The sequence below is a fragment of the Mixta sp. Marseille-Q2659 genome (assembly GCF_940807255.1).
Taxonomy (GTDB): domain Bacteria; phylum Pseudomonadota; class Gammaproteobacteria; order Enterobacterales; family Enterobacteriaceae; genus Mixta.
Genome location: NZ_CALNWY010000028.1, coordinates 16,864 through 33,901 on the forward strand (window position 1 = coordinate 16,864; position 17,038 = coordinate 33,901).

Genomic DNA, 17,038 nt, shown 5'->3' on the forward strand with positions numbered 1-17,038 from the left:
TAACAACCACACAAAATAGGTGGTAATCTTAGCCCGCTTATCAATTCGGGATTTGCCTCGCAATTCTGAACCTGTGACCCGCACATCGCAAAAAAATCACTGCACAAAAAGTGCGGGCTACCGATAACCATTAAACAGCAAAGTCGTTCCACAAGGAAAAACCATGCAAGTCAGCAGAAGAAAGTTCTTCAAGATCTGCGCTGGCGGTATGGCAGGTACTACGGCAGCTGCGCTTGGCTTTATGCCGCACGTCGCTCTGGCGGAAACGCGGCAATATAAACTGTTGCGCGCCCGTGAAACCCGTAATACCTGTACCTACTGTTCAGTCGGCTGTGGGCTATTGATGTACAGCCTCGGCGATGGCGCAAAAAACGCCAAAGAAACCATTTTCCACATTGAAGGTGACCCGGATCATCCGGTAAGCCGCGGCGCGCTCTGCCCGAAAGGCGCGGGTCTGCTCGATTTCGTACACAGTGAAAGCCGTCTGAAATACCCGGAATACCGTGCGCCGGGCTCCGATAAATGGCAGCGCATCAGCTGGGATGAAGCCTTTACCCGTATCGCTAAGCTGATGAAAGCCGATCGCGACGCTAACTTTATTGAAAAAAATGAAGCGGGCGTGACGGTGAACCGCTGGCTCAGCACCGGCATGCTCTGTGCTTCTGCTTCCAGTAATGAAACCGGCTATTTAACCCAGAAATTTACCCGATCGCTCGGCATGCTGGCTGTCGATAACCAGGCGCGCGTCTGACACGGACCAACGGTAGCAAGTCTTGCTCCAACATTTGGTCGCGGTGCGATGACCAACCACTGGGTTGACATCCGAAATGCGAATCTGGTTGTGGTGATGGGCGGCAATGCGGCAGAAGCGCATCCGGTGGGTTTCCGCTGGGCGATGGAAGCCAAAATCCATAACAAAGCCAAACTGATTGTCATCGATCCGCGCTTTACGCGCACCGCATCGGTGGCGGATTTCTATACCCCAATTCGTTCCGGCACTGACATTACTTTCCTGTCGGGCGTACTGCTCTACCTGATTACCCATAACAAAATCAACCGTGAATATGTCGAGGCGTACACCAACGCCAGCCTGATCGTACGGGAAGATTTCCACTTCGAAGATGGCCTGTTCAGCGGCTACGACGAAGCTACCCGTAAATATGACAAAACCAGCTGGAATTACGAGCTGGACGAAAACGGCTTCGCAAAACGTGACACAACGCTGAGCCATCCGCGCTGCGTCTGGAACCTGCTGAAAACGCACGTCAGCCGCTATACGCCGGAAATGGTGGAGAAAATCTGCGGCACGCCGCAAAAAGATTTCCTGCACGTCTGCGAACTGCTGGCGGAAACCAGCGCGCACGATCGCACAGCCTCGTTCCTCTATGCGCTCGGCTGGACGCAGCACTCCGTGGGCGCGCAGAACATCCGCACCATGGCGATGATTCAGCTGCTGCTGGGCAATATGGGCATGGCGGGCGGCGGCATTAACGCGCTGCGCGGTCACTCCAACATTCAGGGCTTAACCGATCTCGGCCTGCTGTCGCAGAGCCTGACCGGCTATATGAACCTGCCGTCGGAGAAACAGACCGATCTGGCAAGCTATCTCAGCGCCAATACGCCGAAGGCGACGCTGCCTGGCCAGGTGAACTACTGGAGCAACTATCCCAAATTCTTTGTCAGCATGATGAAGGCGTTCTTTGGCGACAAAGCACAGCGTGAAAACAGCTGGGGCTTTGACTGGCTGCCGAAGTGGGATAAAGGCTACGACGTGCTGCAATATTTCGAGATGATGAGCCAGGGCAAGGTCAACGGCTATTTCTGCCAGGGCTTTAACCCGGTCGCCTCCTTCCCGAATAAGCGCAAAGTGATTGAATCGCTGTCGAAGCTGAAGTTCCTGGTCACCATCGACCCGCTGAACACTGAAACCGCCACCTTCTGGGAAAATCACGGCGAATTCAACGACGTCGATCCGTCGCAGATTCAGACCGAAGTGTTCCGTCTGCCTTCCACCTGCTTTGCGGAAGAGAACGGCTCGATCGTCAACTCCGCGCGCTGGCTGCAATGGCACTACAAAGGCGCCGATGCGCCGGGCGAAGCGCTGAATGACGGCGAGATCCTCTCCGGCATCTACCTGCGTCTGCGTGAAATGTACGCCAAAGAAGGCGGCGTCGCGCCGGAGCCGGTGCTGAACATGACCTGGAATTACCTCACCCCGGAAAATCCGGCGCCGGAAGAAGTGGCGCAGGAGAGCAACGGACGCGCGCTGGCCGATATTTATGACGATAAAGGTCAGCTGCTGGTGAAAAAAGGTCAGCTGCTCAGCACTTTCGCGCACCTGCGCGATGATGGCACTACCGCCAGCGGCTGCTGGATTTTTGCGGGCAGCTGGACGCCGGAAGGCAACCAGATGGCGCGCTGCGACAACAGCGATCCGTCCGGCCTCGGCAATACGCCGAACTGGAGCTGGGCATGGCCGCTTAACCGCCGCATCCTCTACAACCGCGCCTCCGCCGACCCGCAGGGCAAACCCTGGGATCCGAAGCGCGCGCTGCTGCATTGGGATGGCGCGAAGTGGACTGGCGTCGATGTGCCGGATTACAGCACTGCCGCGCCGGGCAGCGATGTCGGGCCGTTTATCATGCAGCCGGAAGGCATGGGCCGCCTGTTTGCTATCGATAAAATGGCGGAAGGACCGTTCCCGGAACACTACGAGCCGTTTGAAACGCCGATCGGCACCAACCCGCTGCATCCGAACGTGATCTCCAACCCGGCGGCACGCGTGTTTAAAGACGATCTGGCGAGGATGGGCAAAGCGGAGCAGTTCCCCTACGTCGGCACGACCTATCGTCTGACCGAGCATTTCCACTACTGGACCAAGCATGCACGGCTGAACGCCATCGCCCAGCCGGAACAGTTCGTGGAGATCGGCGAGAAGCTGGCCGGCAAGCTCGGCATCGCGCACGGCGATACGGTTAAGGTGAGTTCCAACCGCGGCTATATCAAAGCCAAAGCGGTGGTCACCAAACGTATCCGCACGCTGGACGTCGACGGCAGGCAGGTTGATACCATCGGCATCCCGATTCACTGGGGCTATCAGGGCGTGGCGAAAAAAGGCTTTATCGCCAATACGCTGACGCCGTTCGTTGGCGACGCCAATACGCAGACGCCGGAGTTCAAGGCGTTTTTGGTTAACGTGGAAAAGGTGTAACGGAGAACGATTATGGCTTATCAGTCGCAAGACATTATTCGTCGCTCCGCGACCAACGGCTTAACGCCGCCGCCGCAAACGCGTGACCATCAACAGGAGGTGGCGAAGCTGATTGACGTCACCACCTGTATTGGCTGCAAGGCGTGTCAGGTAGCCTGTTCGGAGTGGAACGACATTCGTGATGAGGTTGGACATAACGTCGGGGTGTACGATAACCCCGCCGATTTGACCGCCAAATCCTGGACAGTGATGCGCTTCTCGGAGGTGGAAGAGAACGGCAAGCTGGAGTGGCTAATCCGCAAGGACGGCTGCATGCACTGCGCCGATCCGGGCTGCCTGAAAGCCTGTCCGTCGGAAGGCGCGATTATTCAGTATGCCAACGGCATCGTCGATTTTCAGTCGGAACACTGCATTGGCTGCGGCTATTGCATTGCTGGCTGTCCGTTCGACGTGCCGCGCCTGAATAAAGACGACAACCGCGTCTATAAATGTACGCTGTGCGTCGATCGCATTACCGTCGGTCAGGAACCCGCCTGCGTGAAAACCTGTCCTACCGGCGCTATCCATTTTGGCAGCAAAGCGGATATGCAGCAGGTGGCGGCAGGCCGCGTCGAGGAGCTGAAAACGCGCGGCTATGAAAACGCCGGTCTGTACGATCCGGCGGGCGTCGGCGGCACGCACGTGATGTACGTGCTGCACCACGCCAACAAGCCGCAGCTTTACCACGGTCTGCCGGACAACCCGTCCATCAGCCCGACGGTAACGTTCTGGAAAGGCATCTGGAAACCGCTGGCCGCTATCGGCTTCGCAGCGACCTTTGCCGCCTCGGTGTTCCACTACGTCGGCATCGGCCCGAACCGCGTCAGCGAGGACGAAGATGAAGATCAGCAGGAAAAAGAGGAGCGGAAATCATGAAGAAGCGCGACCTGATCGTGCGCTACAGCGCGCCAGAACGCATCAATCACTGGATTGTGGCGTTCTGCTTCGTGTTTGCCGCCCTCAGCGGGCTGGGCTTTTTCTTCCCATCGTTTAACTGGTTGATGAATGTGCTGGGCACGCCGCAGCTGGCGCGCATCCTGCATCCTTTTGTCGGCGTGGCGATGTTCCTAGCCTTCATGTTGATGTTCTTCCGTTACTGGAAGCACAACCTGATTAACCGCGACGATATCCTGTGGGCGAAGAATATCCACAAAATTGCCATGAATGAGGAGGTCGGCGATACCGGCCGCTATAATTTCGGGCAGAAGTGTGTATTCTGGGCTGCTATTATCAGTCTGCTGCTGTTGTTAGCGAGTGGCATTGTCATCTGGCGACCCTGGTTCGCCGCTGCCTTTCCCATTCCGCTGATTCGGCTGGCATTACTGTTGCACTCGGTCGCGGCGGTGGGCCTGATCATCGTGATTATGGTGCATATCTACGCCGCGCTGTGGGTAAAAGGCACGCTGACTGCTATGGTGGAAGGCTGGGTTACGCCGATTTGGGCGAAGAAGCACCACCCGCGCTGGTATCGCGCCGTACGCGCGCAGCAGGGCCAACCGATAAAACAGGAAAAACGTCCCTGATGACTATTCGCATCATCCCGCAAGAACAGCTGGAGAAGAGCGACAAAACAACGGCGGATATGATTCCGCCGTTACTTTTCCCCAGGCTGAAGCATTTATACAGCCGCCGCGCCGCGCGTCTGCGTCAGCTGGCGGAGAAAAATCCGCTGGGCGACTATCTGCGTTTTGCCGCGTTTATTGCCGAAGCGCAGGAAATTGTTCTCTACGATCATCCGCTGCATATGGATCTCCATGCACGCCTGGTGGAAGCTGCCGCCAGCGGCAAGCCGCCGCTGGATATTCATATTCTGCCGCGCGATCCCCACTGGCAGCGCCTGCTGCATTCGCTGATTGCAGAACTGAAGCCGGAGATGACCGGCCAGGCGCTGGCGGTGCTGGAAAACCTGGAAAAAACCTCCGCGCCGGAGCTGGAAGCGCTGGCTTCCGCCCTGCTGGAAAGCGATTTTGCCCAGGTCAGCAGCGATAAAGCGCCCTTTATCTGGGCGGCGCTCTCGATCTACTGGGCGCAAATGGCGGCGTTAATTCCCGGCAAGGCGCGCGCCGAATATGGCGAGCAGCGGCAATTCTGTCCGGTATGCGGCAGCGTGCCTGTCGCCAGCGTGGTGCATATGGGAACGCAAAACGGCGGCCTGCGCTACCTGCACTGTAACCTGTGCGAAAGCGAATGGTATGTGGTGCGCGCCAAATGCACCAACTGCGAACAGACGCGCGATCTCCACTACTGGTCGCTGGAAAGCGAGCAGGCGGCGGTCAAAGCGGAAAGCTGCGGCGACTGCGGCACCTACCTGAAGATGCTGTGGCAGGAGAAAGATCCGGCAGTCGAACCGGTTGCCGACGATCTCGCCTCGCTGATTCTGGATGCGCGTATGGAGCAGGAAGGTTTCGCCCGCAGCAGCCTTAACCCATTTTTGTTTCCCGGAAGCGACTAATTTCACACGGCCAGACCAAGTCGCGTCTGGTCGCGCCTACTCTTTGATAGCAGGGAGAAAAAGTCATGAAACTGATCGGCAGCTATACCAGTCCCTATGTACGTAAGATTTCCGTCATCCTGCTGGAAAAAGGCATTACGTTCGAATTCATGAACGAATCCCCCTGGTCTGAAGAAAGCCGCGTTCCGCAATACAATCCCTTAGGCAAAGTGCCGGCGCTGGTCGATGACAACGACGAGTGTTATAACTCGCCGATTATCGCCGCCCGACTGGAAGCCCTGCCGCAGTCGCCAAAGCTGCTGCCTGATGATGCGTTTCAGGCGGTCAAGGTGCGGCAGCTGGAGGCGCTGGCCGACGGCGTCTGCGATGCGGCGCTGTTTATCGTGCGCGAGCAGTTGCGCCCGACGGAGCAGCAGTCGCAGGACGAGATGCTGCGCCAGCGCCATAAAATTCAGCGCGGGCTGGATGCGCTGGAACGCGAGGCGGCCGACGGAACATGGCTGAACGGCGAACAGCTGAACCTTGCTGATATCGCCGCCGCCTGCGCCATCGGCTATCTTAATTTTCGGCATGTGGCGCCCAACTGGTGCGTCAACCGTCCGGCGCTGGTGAAAATGGTAGAAAAGCTGTTTCAGCGGGAAAGCTTTGCCCGCACGGTGCCGCCAGCCGCCTGAGAACAAGGATGCTATGAGTACACTTTACAGCCAGCTTCCGGCTATCGACCGCCTGTTGCGCACCCCGGCGCTTCAGGCTTTGAACGAGCAATACGGCCAATCCTTTCTTACCCGCATTCTGCGCGACATGCAGCAGGAAGCGCGCGACACCATCCGCCAACAGCACTGTTTACCTTCCTGGCACAACGACTGGGCACAGGAAGCGGCCGCACGGCTGGCCCGTCATCATCGCAGCGCGCTGCGCCCGGTATTCAACCTCACCGGTACGGTGCTGCACACCAATCTCGGACGCGCGCTGCTGGCGGAACGCGCCATCGGCGCGGTCAGCCAGACCGCACGTCAGGCGGTAACGCTGGAATATGCATTAGATGAAGCGGAGCGCGGTCACCGCGATCGGGCGCTGGCAAATTTATTGTGCGAGCTGACCGGCGCGGAAGACGCCTGCATCGTGAATAACAACGCAGCGGCGGTGCTGCTGATGCTGGCGGCGCTGGCGCCCGGTAAAGAAGTGATTGTTTCACGCGGCGAGCTGGTGGAGATCGGCGGCGCCTTTCGCATTCCCGATGTGATGCTGCAGGCGGGCTGCCAGCTACGCGAAGTCGGTACCACCAATCGCACGCACCTGAAGGATTATCGCGCCGCCGTCAATGAACAGACCGCGCTGCTGATGAAGGTACATACCAGCAACTATCAGGTGCAGGGTTTTACCAAAGCGGTTGGTGAAGCGGAGCTGGCCGCGCTGGGTGCGGAGCTGGGGCTGCCAGTGATTACCGATCTCGGCAGCGGTTCGCTTATCGATCTCAGTCAGTACGGGCTGCCTGCCGAGCCGATGCCGCAGCGGCTGATCGCCAGCGGTGTCAGCCTGGTGAGCTTTTCCGGCGACAAGCTGCTGGGTGGGCCGCAGGCGGGCATTATCGTCGGCAAAAAGGCGCTGATCGACCGCTTGCAGCAGCATCCGTTAAAGCGCGCCCTGCGGGTGGACAAGCTGACGCTGGCGGCGCTGGAAGCCACGCTGCAGCTCTATCGCCAGCCGGATCGGTTGCGCGCTGAACTGCCGACGCTGCGTCTTCTGACGCGCGACCGGGAGGAGATTCTTCAGCAGGCGCAGCGGCTACTGCCGCCGTTGCAGGCCGCCTGGGGCGAAGCCTTCACCCTGGAAATCGCGCCCTGCTCTTCCCAAATCGGCAGCGGATCGCTGCCAGTTGACCGTCTGCCAAGCTATGCCATTACCTTCGCTGATAAAGCGGGGCGCGGCAGTGGGCTGGAGGCGCTGGCGCAGCGCTGGCGTCAGCTGGAGATACCGGTTATTGGCCGGTTACAGGAAGGCCGTTTATGGCTCGATTTACGCTGTCTTGAAAATGAACCTCTGTTTTTGCGGACGCTGACCTCATGATTATCGCCACTGCTGGCCATGTCGATCATGGCAAAACCGCCCTGCTCCAGGCGCTTACCGGCACTGACGCCGATCGCCTGCCGGAAGAGAAAAAGCGCGGCATGACCGTCGACCTGGGCTACGCTTACTGGCCGCAGCCCGACGGGCGCGTATTAGGTTTTATCGACGTTCCCGGCCATGAAAAATTCCTCGCTAATATGCTGAGCGGCATCGGCGGCATCAACCATGCGCTGCTGGTCGTGGCCTGCGACGATGGCGTGATGCCGCAAACCTGGGAACATTTGACGCTATTGAAGCTGGCCGGCCAGCCGCCGATTACCGTCGCGCTCACCAAAACCGATCGCGTCGACGAAGCGCGTATCGCCGAAGTGGCGCAGCAGACAAAGGCGCTGACGCAGCAGCTCGGCTGGATAAACTGCAGCCTGTTTCCAGTCAGCAGCCTGACCGGCGACGGTCTGGATGCCTTGCGCCAGCATCTGGGCAGCCTGCAGCAGCGCGAAACGGAGCTAACGCGCCCTTTCCGACTGGCGATCGATCGCGCGTTTACCATTAAGGGCACGGGGCTGGTGGTTACCGGCACCGCGCACGCCGGCCAGGTGCGCACTGGCGATCGCCTGTGGCTGACCAGCATCAATCAGCCGGTGCGGGTGCGCAGCCTGCATGCGCAAAACCAACCGACAGAACAGGCGGGCGGTGGACAGCGCATCGCCCTGAATATCAGCGGCGACGTGGAAAAGGCGCAGATCCATCGCGGCGACTGGCTGCTGGCCACGCAGCAGAAGGAAGGCGTAAGCCGGTTGATTGTGGCGCTGGATGCGTTGCAGCCGTTACAGCAATGGCAGCCGGTACATATTTATCACGCCGCCAGCCATATTACCGGGCGCGTTTCGCTGCTGGAGAACAATCTGGCTGAGCTGGTGTTGGATACGCCGCTGTGGCTGGCAGATAACGATCGGCTGATTTTACGTGATATCAGCGCGCGCCAGACGCTGGCCGCCGCGCGCGTGATCGTGCTTAACAGCAAGCGACGCGGTAAGCGGCAGCCTGACTATTTGCAATGGCTGCATCAGCTGGCGGCGGCGCAGGACGACCGCGCAGCGATACGCGTTTATTTACAGCAGCAGCCCTGCCTGCCGGATACATTAAGCTGGGCACGTCAGCTACAGCCTGAGGCGCTTCAGCAGGTGCTGGATACGTTACAGCCAGTTGTCGCAGGCGGCTGGCTACTGTCACCGGAAATGGCGCAGCGCTGGCAGCGGCAAATGCTGGAAGCGCTGGCGCATTTTCATCAGCAGCACAGCGACCAGCCCGGCGTGGGCCGGGAGCGCCTGCGACGCATGGCGTTGCCGGACGTTGAGCCGGAGATAGGCAGAGCGTTAATCGATGAATTAATCGCGCACGGTGAACTGATCAATCGTCAAGGCTGGCTGCATCTGCCCGCTTTTGAACCGGCATTTAGCGCTGAAGAGGCGCAGCTTTGGCAGCGCGTGGCGCCGTTATTCCTTGACGATCCGCTCTGGGTGCGCGATATCGCCAATCAATTGGGCGAAGATGAAGAGCGTATCCGTCAGCTGCTACTGACCGCAGCGCAGCTTGGTCACGTTACGGCGATCGTGCGCGATCGCTACTACCGCAGCGATAAGATCCTGATCTTCGCCGATCTGATCCGCCAGCGCGCCGCTACCGGGGGCGCGACCAGCGCCGCTGATTTTCGTAATCAGCTTGGCACCGGACGCAAAATCGCGATTCAGCTGCTGGAGTTTTTTGATCGCAGCGGTTTTACCCGCCGCCGCGGCAACGATCACCTGCTGCGCGACAGCGCGCTATTTAGTCATTCGCAATAGCGCACCGGTTGAGGCGGACCATAACGCCTGGCCGGTGCGCAACAATAATGTCCGCGGTTTTACGGCAGCAACAGGTTACGGTCTGGCCGATTTGCGGTAGGGAAAGATCACGGTCTGATTTGATGGGCATCGCGAAACATAAAATAGCAGCCTGTTCGTAACCCGGAAGGTAAGGCCGGAAAACCTCTTTCCGGCCTTTTTAACGGTCCGCTACAGCGTGATCACCAGCGTTGATTCCGCGCTGGCAGGCGTGATCACCACGCCCTGTTCACCGGCGCGGTACGCGCCCTGCTGCACGCCGCTGACCTCGCTGATATTACGCAGGCAGAGCGTCCAACCCGAAGCGCTGCCTTCGCTCTGCACCGTCAGCTGTTTTCCTTCTCGGCGTATCCGTAACGTAAACAGCGTGGCGCCATCGGCGGCGGGCACTTCGCATAGCGCCTCGCGTCCATCGTCCAGATTAAACAGCTGAAACGCGGTGCCTTCATGCCAGGCGTAATCCGGTTTTTGATCGTTAGCGCCCAGCGCCAGCAGCGTATTGTCACGCACGTAGAGCGGCAGACTTAAAAAGCCATGTCGCTGTTTATGCCAGCGGCTGCCCTGCGCCTCGCTGTTATCAAGCAGGTGCGTCCAGCGGCCCTCCGGCAGCCAGAACGTCACGTCGCCCGCATCGCTGAACACCGGTGCCACCAGCAGCGCATCGCCGAGCATATACTGGCGGTCAAGATAATCGCAGCCCGGATCGTCAGGAAACTCCAGCATCATGGCGCGCATCATCGGCGTGCCGGTTTCATGCGCCAGCGCCGCCTGACGATAGAGATAAGGCATCAGTCGACATTTGAGCTGGGTAAAATAGCGCACCACGTCGCAGGCCTCATCATCGTAGGCCCAGGGCACACGGTAGGATTTGCTGCCGTGCAGTCGGCTGTGGCTCGACAGCAGACCGAAGGCGCACCAGCGCTTGTAGACTTCCGCTGGCGCGGTATTTTCAAAGCCGCCAATATCGTGACTCCAGAAACCAAAGCCGGACATGCCGAGCGACAGGCCGCCGCGCAAGCTTTCCGCCATCGATTCATAGTTGGCGTAGCAGTCGCCGCCCCAATGCACCGGAAATTGCTGCGCGCCGACGGAGGCCGAGCGGGCAAACAGTACCGCCTCTTCCTCACCCAGTTCCTCTTTCAGCACCTGCCACACCAGCTGGTTATAGATAAAGGCGTAGTGATTGTGCATTTTCTGCGGATCGGCGCCGTCATGCCAAACCACATCGACAGGAATACGCTCGCCGAAATCCGTTTTAAAGCAGTCCACGCCCATCCGCACCAGGCGTCTGAGGTGACCGGCATACCATTCGCAGGCTTCCGGGTTGGTAAAATCCACGATTGCCTGCCCCGGCTGCCATTTATCCCACTGCCAGACCGCGCCGTCGCCTCGCTTCAGCAAATAGCCCTGCGCTTTGCCTTCCTGAAACAGCGGTGATTTTTGACCGATATAGGGATTAATCCAGACGCAGATTTTCAGGCCGCGCGCCTTCAGCCGCCGCAGCATCCCTTCCGGATCGGGAAAGGTTTCCGGGTCCCATTCGAAATCGCACCACTGAAAGGCTTTCATCCAGAAACAGTCGAAGTGGAATACGTGCAGCGGCAGCTGGCGCTCCGCCATGCCGTCGATAAAGCGGTTAACCGTCGCCTCATCATAATTGGTGGTGAAAGAGGTGGTCAGCCACAGGCCGAATGACCATGCGGGCGGCAGCGCCGGGCGTCCGGTTAAGCGTGTATAGCGATCCAGCACCGCTTTCGGCGTCGGGCCGTCAATCACAAAATATTCGAGATATTCCCCTTCGACGCTGAACTGCACCTTAGAGACTTTTTCTGAGCCAACTTCAAAGGAGACGCACTCCGGGTGATTCACCAGCACGCCGTAGCCGCGGTTGGTCAGATAGAACGGAATGTTTTTATATGCCTGTTCGGTGCTGGTGCCGCCGTCCCGGTTCCAGGTTTCCACCGTCTGGCCGTTTTTCACCAGCGCGGTAAAGCGTTCGCCCAGGCCATAAACGGTTTCGCCGACGCTCAGATCCAGCCGCTCGAAAACGTGCGTGCGCTGCGTATTGCTGTCCTGCACGTAGCCGCTGTTTTTAAAAGCGCTGCCGGTAATGCGTTCACCGTTACGCAGAAAATCGAGCGCCCAGCCGTCGCCTTTGGTCACTTTGACAGTCAGGCTGCCGCTGGTCAGGCTGGCGAACTCAGCGTTGTTTTCCATGCTGACCGGTACATCGCTCCTCTGATTCAGCGGATAGTGCGGCCCCTTATCCAGCCCGCCCTGAAAATGCGCCAGCCGCACGCCGATAATGCCCTCCTGCGGTGAGAAAAAGTGCAGCGTGAACAACGGTGTATCCAGCTGGGCGGCGCGCGCGCTGACATCTTTTGTCCCGGCATACAGCACCATTTCATTACCCTGTTGCGCCACCTCAAATACCTGCAGCGGGTGAATCAGGGAGAGGCCAGGCTGAATCAGCCAGTTACCATCGCTAATCTTCATTTTTTATCCTCTTACTGCGTAACTCATTTTGAAATCGGGGCTTTTTCGAATCGAGCCGGCTGATCAGGCGCACTTTGCGGCTGCGTGGCATTTTGTGCCAGCTGCGCCAGAATCGTTTTCAGCAGCGGCGTTTTCAGGGTGTAGAAGCGCTTCGCCACCAGCGCGCTCAGCAGATAGCAGAGGCCAGGCAGCAGCGTGAACAGCGCGATAATAATGCTGATAGTGCTGCCGTTTTGCGTAGCGGCGCCAGCCTGATAGCCGCCGCCCGCCAGCATCCAGCCGATCAGCGCGCCGCCGATCGCCAGGCCCAGTTTCAGGACAAACAGCGTGCCGGCAAAGCTGATGCCGGTCAGACGCTTGCCGTTGCGCCATTCGCCGTAATCCACCGTATCGGACATCATCACCCACTGAATCGGCGTTACCAGCTGATGCAGCACGCCAATTACAAAGATGAATATAAACATGGTGATACTGGCCTGCAGCGGCACAAAGAACATGGCGAAACTGAGAACCGCCAGCGCGGCGTTGGTCCACCAGAAGATGCTGACTTTGCATTTCCAGTCGGTCAGCGGTTTTGCCAGCGCGCTGCCGATCAGGTTGCCGACGCAGTAGGTGGTCAGGAAGGCGGTAAATAAGAGGGGCGAGCCCATAATCCAGGTGACGTAATACATCATGGCGCCGCCGCGGATGGAGACCGCCATAATATTCAGGATGGTCAGCACGCCAACCACGCGCCACTGATCGTTCTGCCAGATGTCGCGTAAATCTTCACGAATGGGCGTGGTATTCGGCGGCGCCTGGACGCGTTCTTTGGTGGTCGCGAAGCAAACCGCCAGCATGATAAAGGCGACGCCAGCCAGCAGCGCAATGCCCCACTGGAAGCCGAATGCCTTATCTTCGCCGCCAATCAGCGTAACCAGCGGCATCATCAGCACGGTCGAGAGCATGCCGCCCGCCGTCGCCAGCACAAAACGCCAGGACTGCAGGGAAATACGCTGTTCCGGGTCGTTGGTGATCACGCCGCCCAACGCGCAGTAAGGAATATTGACTACGGTATACATGAGGGTCAGCAGCGTATAGGTTACCGCCGCGTAAATCATTTTGCCGTTGAGGCTGAGATCCGGCGTGCTGTAGGCAAAAACGCAGGTAATGCCGAACGGCACCGCGCCAAACAGGATCTAGGGACGGAATTTGCCCCAGCGGCTGCGAGTACGGTCGGCAATCAATCCCATGCAGGGATCGGAAACCGCGTCCAGCACGCGCGCCAGCAAGAATAAGGTGCCGACAAAGCCAGCGGGAATCCCAAATATATCCGTATAAAAAAACATCATGTACAGCATGACGTTATCGAACACGATATGGCTGGCGGCATCGCCCAGCCCATAGCCAATCTTTTCCTTTACGGAAAGGCGCCCATCGCTCATTACGGTTATCCTCCACCTTGCGGCAGTCACTAATTGATAGCAAAGGTTGTAAGCGATTGGCTGGCACGCTTGTATTCTGTTTTCTGGTTATCAAATTACGTTTCTTGATAACTGTGATCCGGGTAGCTTATCGTTAATGGCAGGAAATTTATTAAGTTAGCGCCCGGTTAACATTAAAACCTGAGCTTTAACAGAGCGGAAACAATAACGTTGCTTAAGTGGAAAGGAGGCTGAAAAGCTGCGGCGAAGCGTTGCTGGCCGTACTGTTGGCAAGGAGGCAGAAAAAATTCACGGCGTCACTGCGACAAGACGCGGAAAATAATCACGCCGGATAACCTGGTGATTATCCGGCGTGATTTATTGGCGGTAACCGAACGGGATTACTGCAGCAGCGAAATATCCGCAACCTGCAGGAACAGCTCACGCAGTTTCGCCAGCAGCGTCAGGCGAATAATGCGCACCTCGCGATCTTCGGCGTTAACCATCACTTTATCGAAGAAGTTATCTACCGCTTCACGCAGCTGCGCCAGCTCAATCAGCGCATCCTGATAGCGGCCTTCGGCAAACCAGGGTTGCAGCTTGCTTTCCAGCGCGGTCACAAAGGTCGCCAGCTTGATCTCTTCATTTTCTTTCAGCAGCGAAGCCTGCACACGGTCATTCAGCGGCTCGGTCGCTTTGGCCAGAATATTGGAGACGCGCTTGTTGGCGGCGGCCAGCGCGGCGGCTTCATCCAGCGTGCGGAAGTGCGAAACCGCCTTCATGCGCGCATCGAAATCGGCCGGACGGGTTGGACGACGCGCCAGCACCGCCTGAATGGTATCGACGCTGTGGCCCTCTTCCTGATACCAGGCGCGGAAACGGCCCAGCATAAAGTCGATAACGTCATCCACCACATTCGCGTTGCTCAGCTTGCTGCCGTACAGACGCACCGCCTCTTCGGTCAGGGTTTGCAGATCGAGCGGCAGATGCTTCTCAACGATAATGCGCAGCACGCCCAGCGCGGCGCGGCGCAGCGCGAACGGGTCTTTATCGCCTTTCGGATGCTGGCCAATGCCGAAAATACCGGCCAGCGTATCCATCTTATCGGCGATCGCCAGCGCGCAGGCAATCGGACTGGACGGCAGATCGTCACCGGCATAGCGCGGCTGATACTGCTCGTTCAGAGCAACCGCCACCTCTTCCGCTTCGCCGTCGTGGCGCGCGTAGTGCATGCCCATCACGCCCTGGGTGTCGGTAAACTCAAACACCATATTGGTCATCAGGTCGCACTTGGAAAGCAGGCCAGCGCGGGTCGCCAGGTTGACGTCGGCGCCAATCTGGGCGGCAATCCAGCCCGCCAGCGCCTGAATACGATCGGTCTTGTCGCGCAGCGTACCGAGCTGTTGCTGGAACAGTACGGTTTCCAGACGCGGCAGATGATCTTCCAGACGTTTTTTACGGTCGGTATTGAAGAAGAATTCGGCGTCGGCCAGACGCGGACGCACCACTTTTTCGTTACCGGCAATAATCTGCTGCGGATCGCGCGATTCGATATTGGCAACGAAAATAAAGTGCGGCAGCAGTTTGCCGTCGTTACCGTAAACCGGGAAATATTTCTGGTCGCCTTTCATGGTATAGACCAGCGCTTCCGCCGGCACCGCGAGGAATTTTTCCTCGAAGGTCGCCGTCAGCACCACCGGCCACTCAACCAGCGAGGTCACCTCTTCCAGCAGGCTGTCGCTCAGATCCGGGTTGCCGCCGATCTGACGCGCCGCCGCCTCGGCGTCCGCTTTGATTTTGGCTTTACGCGCTTCGTAATCCGCCATCACTTTGCCGCGCGTTTCCAGAATTTCAGGATACTGGTCGGCATGGTCGATGGTGAATTCCGGCTCGCCCATAAAGCGATGTCCGCGCAGGGTACGACCTGATTCAATGCCCAGAATGGTCGCCGGGATCAGCTCGTCGCCCAGCAGCAGCGTAACGGTATGCACCGGACGCACAAACTGCACGTCGCTGTCGCCCCAACGCATCAGTTTCGGCACCGGCAGCTTCGCCAGCGCTGTGGCGATCATGTTCGGCAGCAGCTGCTGCGCGCTTTCGCCCTGCAGCTGGGCGCGATAGACCAGCCACTCGCCTTTATCCGTTTTCAGGCGCTCCGCCTGATCGACGGTGATGCCGCAGCCGCGCGCCCAGCCTTCGGCCGCTTTAGTCGGCGCGCCGCTGGCGTCAAAGGCCGCCGCGATAGCCGGGCCGCGTTTTTCCACCACGCGATCCGGCTGCGAGGCGCTCAGGTTCGCCACTTTCAACGCCAGACGGCGCGGCGCGGCATACCAGTTCACGTCGCCGTGGGCGAGGCCCGCGCTATCCAGCTCGGCGGTCAGGTTAGCGGCAAAAGATTCCGCCAGGTTACGCAGGGCTTTCGGCGGCAGCTCTTCGGTGCCGATTTCCACCAGAAAAGTTTTATCTGTCATGGCTGCCTCTTATTTGTTGTTATTGCACAACGGGAAGCCCAGCGCTTCGCGGGAAGCGTAGTAGGCTTCCGCCACAGCTTTGGTCAGGGTGCGAATACGCAGAATATAACGCTGACGTTCAGTCACTGAGATCGCCTTGCGCGCATCCAGCAGGTTGAAGCTGTGTGCCGCTTTCAGAATGCGTTCATAGGCCGGCAGCGGCAGCGGTTTTTCCAGCGCCAGCAGCTGCTGCGCTTCTTTTTCATACTGCTCGAAGCAGGTGAAAAGGAAATCGACGTCGGCATATTCAAAGTTGTAGGTGGACTGCTCGACTTCGTTCTGGTGGAACACGTCGCCATAGGTGGTTTTACCCAGCGGGCCGTCGCTCCAGACCAGATCGTATACGCTGTCAACGCCCTGGATATACATCGCCAGACGCTCCAGGCCGTAGGTGATCTCGCCGGTGACCGGTTTGCACTCCAGGCCGCCGACCTGCTGGAAGTAGGTGAACTGCGTGACTTCCATGCCGTTCAGCCAGACTTCCCAGCCGAGGCCCCAGGCACCCAGCGTCGGGTTTTCCCAGTTATCTTCTACGAAGCGAATATCGTGAATGCCAGGATCGAGGCCCAGCTCTTTCAGCGAGCCGAGATACAGCTCCTGAATGTTCTCCGGCGAAGGCTTAATAATTACCTGGAACTGGTAATAGTGCTGCAGGCGGTTCGGGTTTTCCCCGTAGCGGCCGTCGGTAGGACGACGAGAAGGCTGCACATAGGCAGCAGCGATCGGCTCCGGCCCCAGCGCTCGCAGGCAGGTCATCGGGTGAGAAGTGCCAGCGCCCACTTCCATGTCCAGCGGTTGGACAATGGTGCAGCCCTGACGCGCCCAGTAATCCTGCAAGGTCAGGATCAGGCCCTGAAAGGTCTTGGTATCAAACTTTTGCATGTTGAGTTCGCACGCGATACGGGTCAGTTAAAAAGTGTGCGTCAGTATACCCTCTGACCGGGCGTTGTGCAGCTTGTGATCTCGTCTGGCTGGCG

10 protein-coding genes and 1 pseudogene are annotated in these 17,038 nt (G+C 58.5%); 7 read left to right on the forward strand and 4 right to left on the reverse strand.

Translation table 11 applies throughout. The features are described from left to right. Positions 1–163 precede the first annotated feature (163 nt). From fdnG to selB, 7 genes are all read left to right on the forward strand, one after another. Entirely contained in the window at positions 164–3,211 is a 3,048-nt protein-coding gene (fdnG, locus tag P3C52_RS16720; RefSeq protein ID WP_275556074.1) for a formate dehydrogenase-N subunit alpha, read from the forward strand. A gap of 12 nt (positions 3,212–3,223) precedes the next feature. Next, positions 3,224–4,126 (forward strand): formate dehydrogenase subunit beta, encoded by a 903-nt coding sequence (gene fdxH / locus P3C52_RS16725; RefSeq protein ID WP_275556075.1) that lies wholly within the window; start codon positions 3,224–3,226, stop codon positions 4,124–4,126. After that, the gene (gene fdoI, locus P3C52_RS16730; protein ID WP_275556076.1) at positions 4,123–4,773 is read left to right on the forward strand and encodes a formate dehydrogenase cytochrome b556 subunit; all 651 of its coding nucleotides are present in this window, start codon (positions 4,123–4,125) and stop codon (positions 4,771–4,773) included. The genes fdxH and fdoI overlap by 4 nt, the downstream gene beginning before the upstream one ends. Then, a complete protein-coding gene (gene fdhE / locus P3C52_RS16735; RefSeq protein ID WP_275556077.1) occupies positions 4,773–5,702 on the forward strand; it encodes a formate dehydrogenase accessory protein FdhE in 930 nt (309 codons plus the stop codon). The genes fdoI and fdhE overlap by 1 nt, the downstream gene beginning before the upstream one ends. A 65-nt stretch (positions 5,703–5,767) precedes the next feature. After that, on the forward strand, positions 5,768–6,376 hold the full coding sequence (locus P3C52_RS16740; RefSeq protein ID WP_275556078.1) for a glutathione S-transferase: 609 nt from the start codon (positions 5,768–5,770) through the stop codon (positions 6,374–6,376). 13 nt (positions 6,377–6,389) lie between these two features. Then, positions 6,390–7,769 carry an L-seryl-tRNA(Sec) selenium transferase gene (gene selA / locus P3C52_RS16745; protein WP_275556079.1) on the forward strand — a complete coding sequence of 460 codons (1,380 nt, stop codon included), beginning with the start codon at positions 6,390–6,392 and terminating at the stop codon, positions 7,767–7,769. Continuing rightward, complete coding sequence (gene selB / locus P3C52_RS16750) at positions 7,766–9,613, forward strand: selenocysteine-specific translation elongation factor (RefSeq protein WP_275556080.1); 1,848 nt, start codon at positions 7,766–7,768, stop codon at positions 9,611–9,613. Before selA ends, selB begins: the two co-directional genes overlap by 4 nt. 210 nt (positions 9,614–9,823) lie before the next feature. Here the strand turns inward: selB and yicI are convergent, their stop codons facing one another. From yicI to glyQ, 4 genes and pseudogenes are all read right to left on the reverse strand, one after another. Next, positions 9,824–12,148 (reverse strand): alpha-xylosidase, encoded by a 2,325-nt coding sequence (gene yicI, locus P3C52_RS16755; RefSeq protein ID WP_275556081.1) that lies wholly within the window; start codon positions 12,146–12,148, stop codon positions 9,824–9,826. A gap of 23 nt (positions 12,149–12,171) precedes the next feature. Continuing rightward, positions 12,172–13,572: pseudogene (locus P3C52_RS16760) on the reverse strand (glycoside-pentoside-hexuronide family transporter). Positions 13,573–13,952: 380 nt separating this feature from the next. Beyond that, positions 13,953–16,022, reverse strand: coding sequence for a glycine--tRNA ligase subunit beta (glyS, locus tag P3C52_RS16765; RefSeq protein ID WP_275556082.1), 2,070 nt, complete (start codon positions 16,020–16,022; stop codon positions 13,953–13,955). A gap of 9 nt (positions 16,023–16,031) precedes the next feature. Then, positions 16,032–16,943, reverse strand: a complete 912-nt coding sequence (glyQ, locus tag P3C52_RS16770) for a glycine--tRNA ligase subunit alpha (protein WP_275556083.1) — start codon at positions 16,941–16,943, stop codon at positions 16,032–16,034. Positions 16,944–17,038 lie beyond the last annotated feature (95 nt).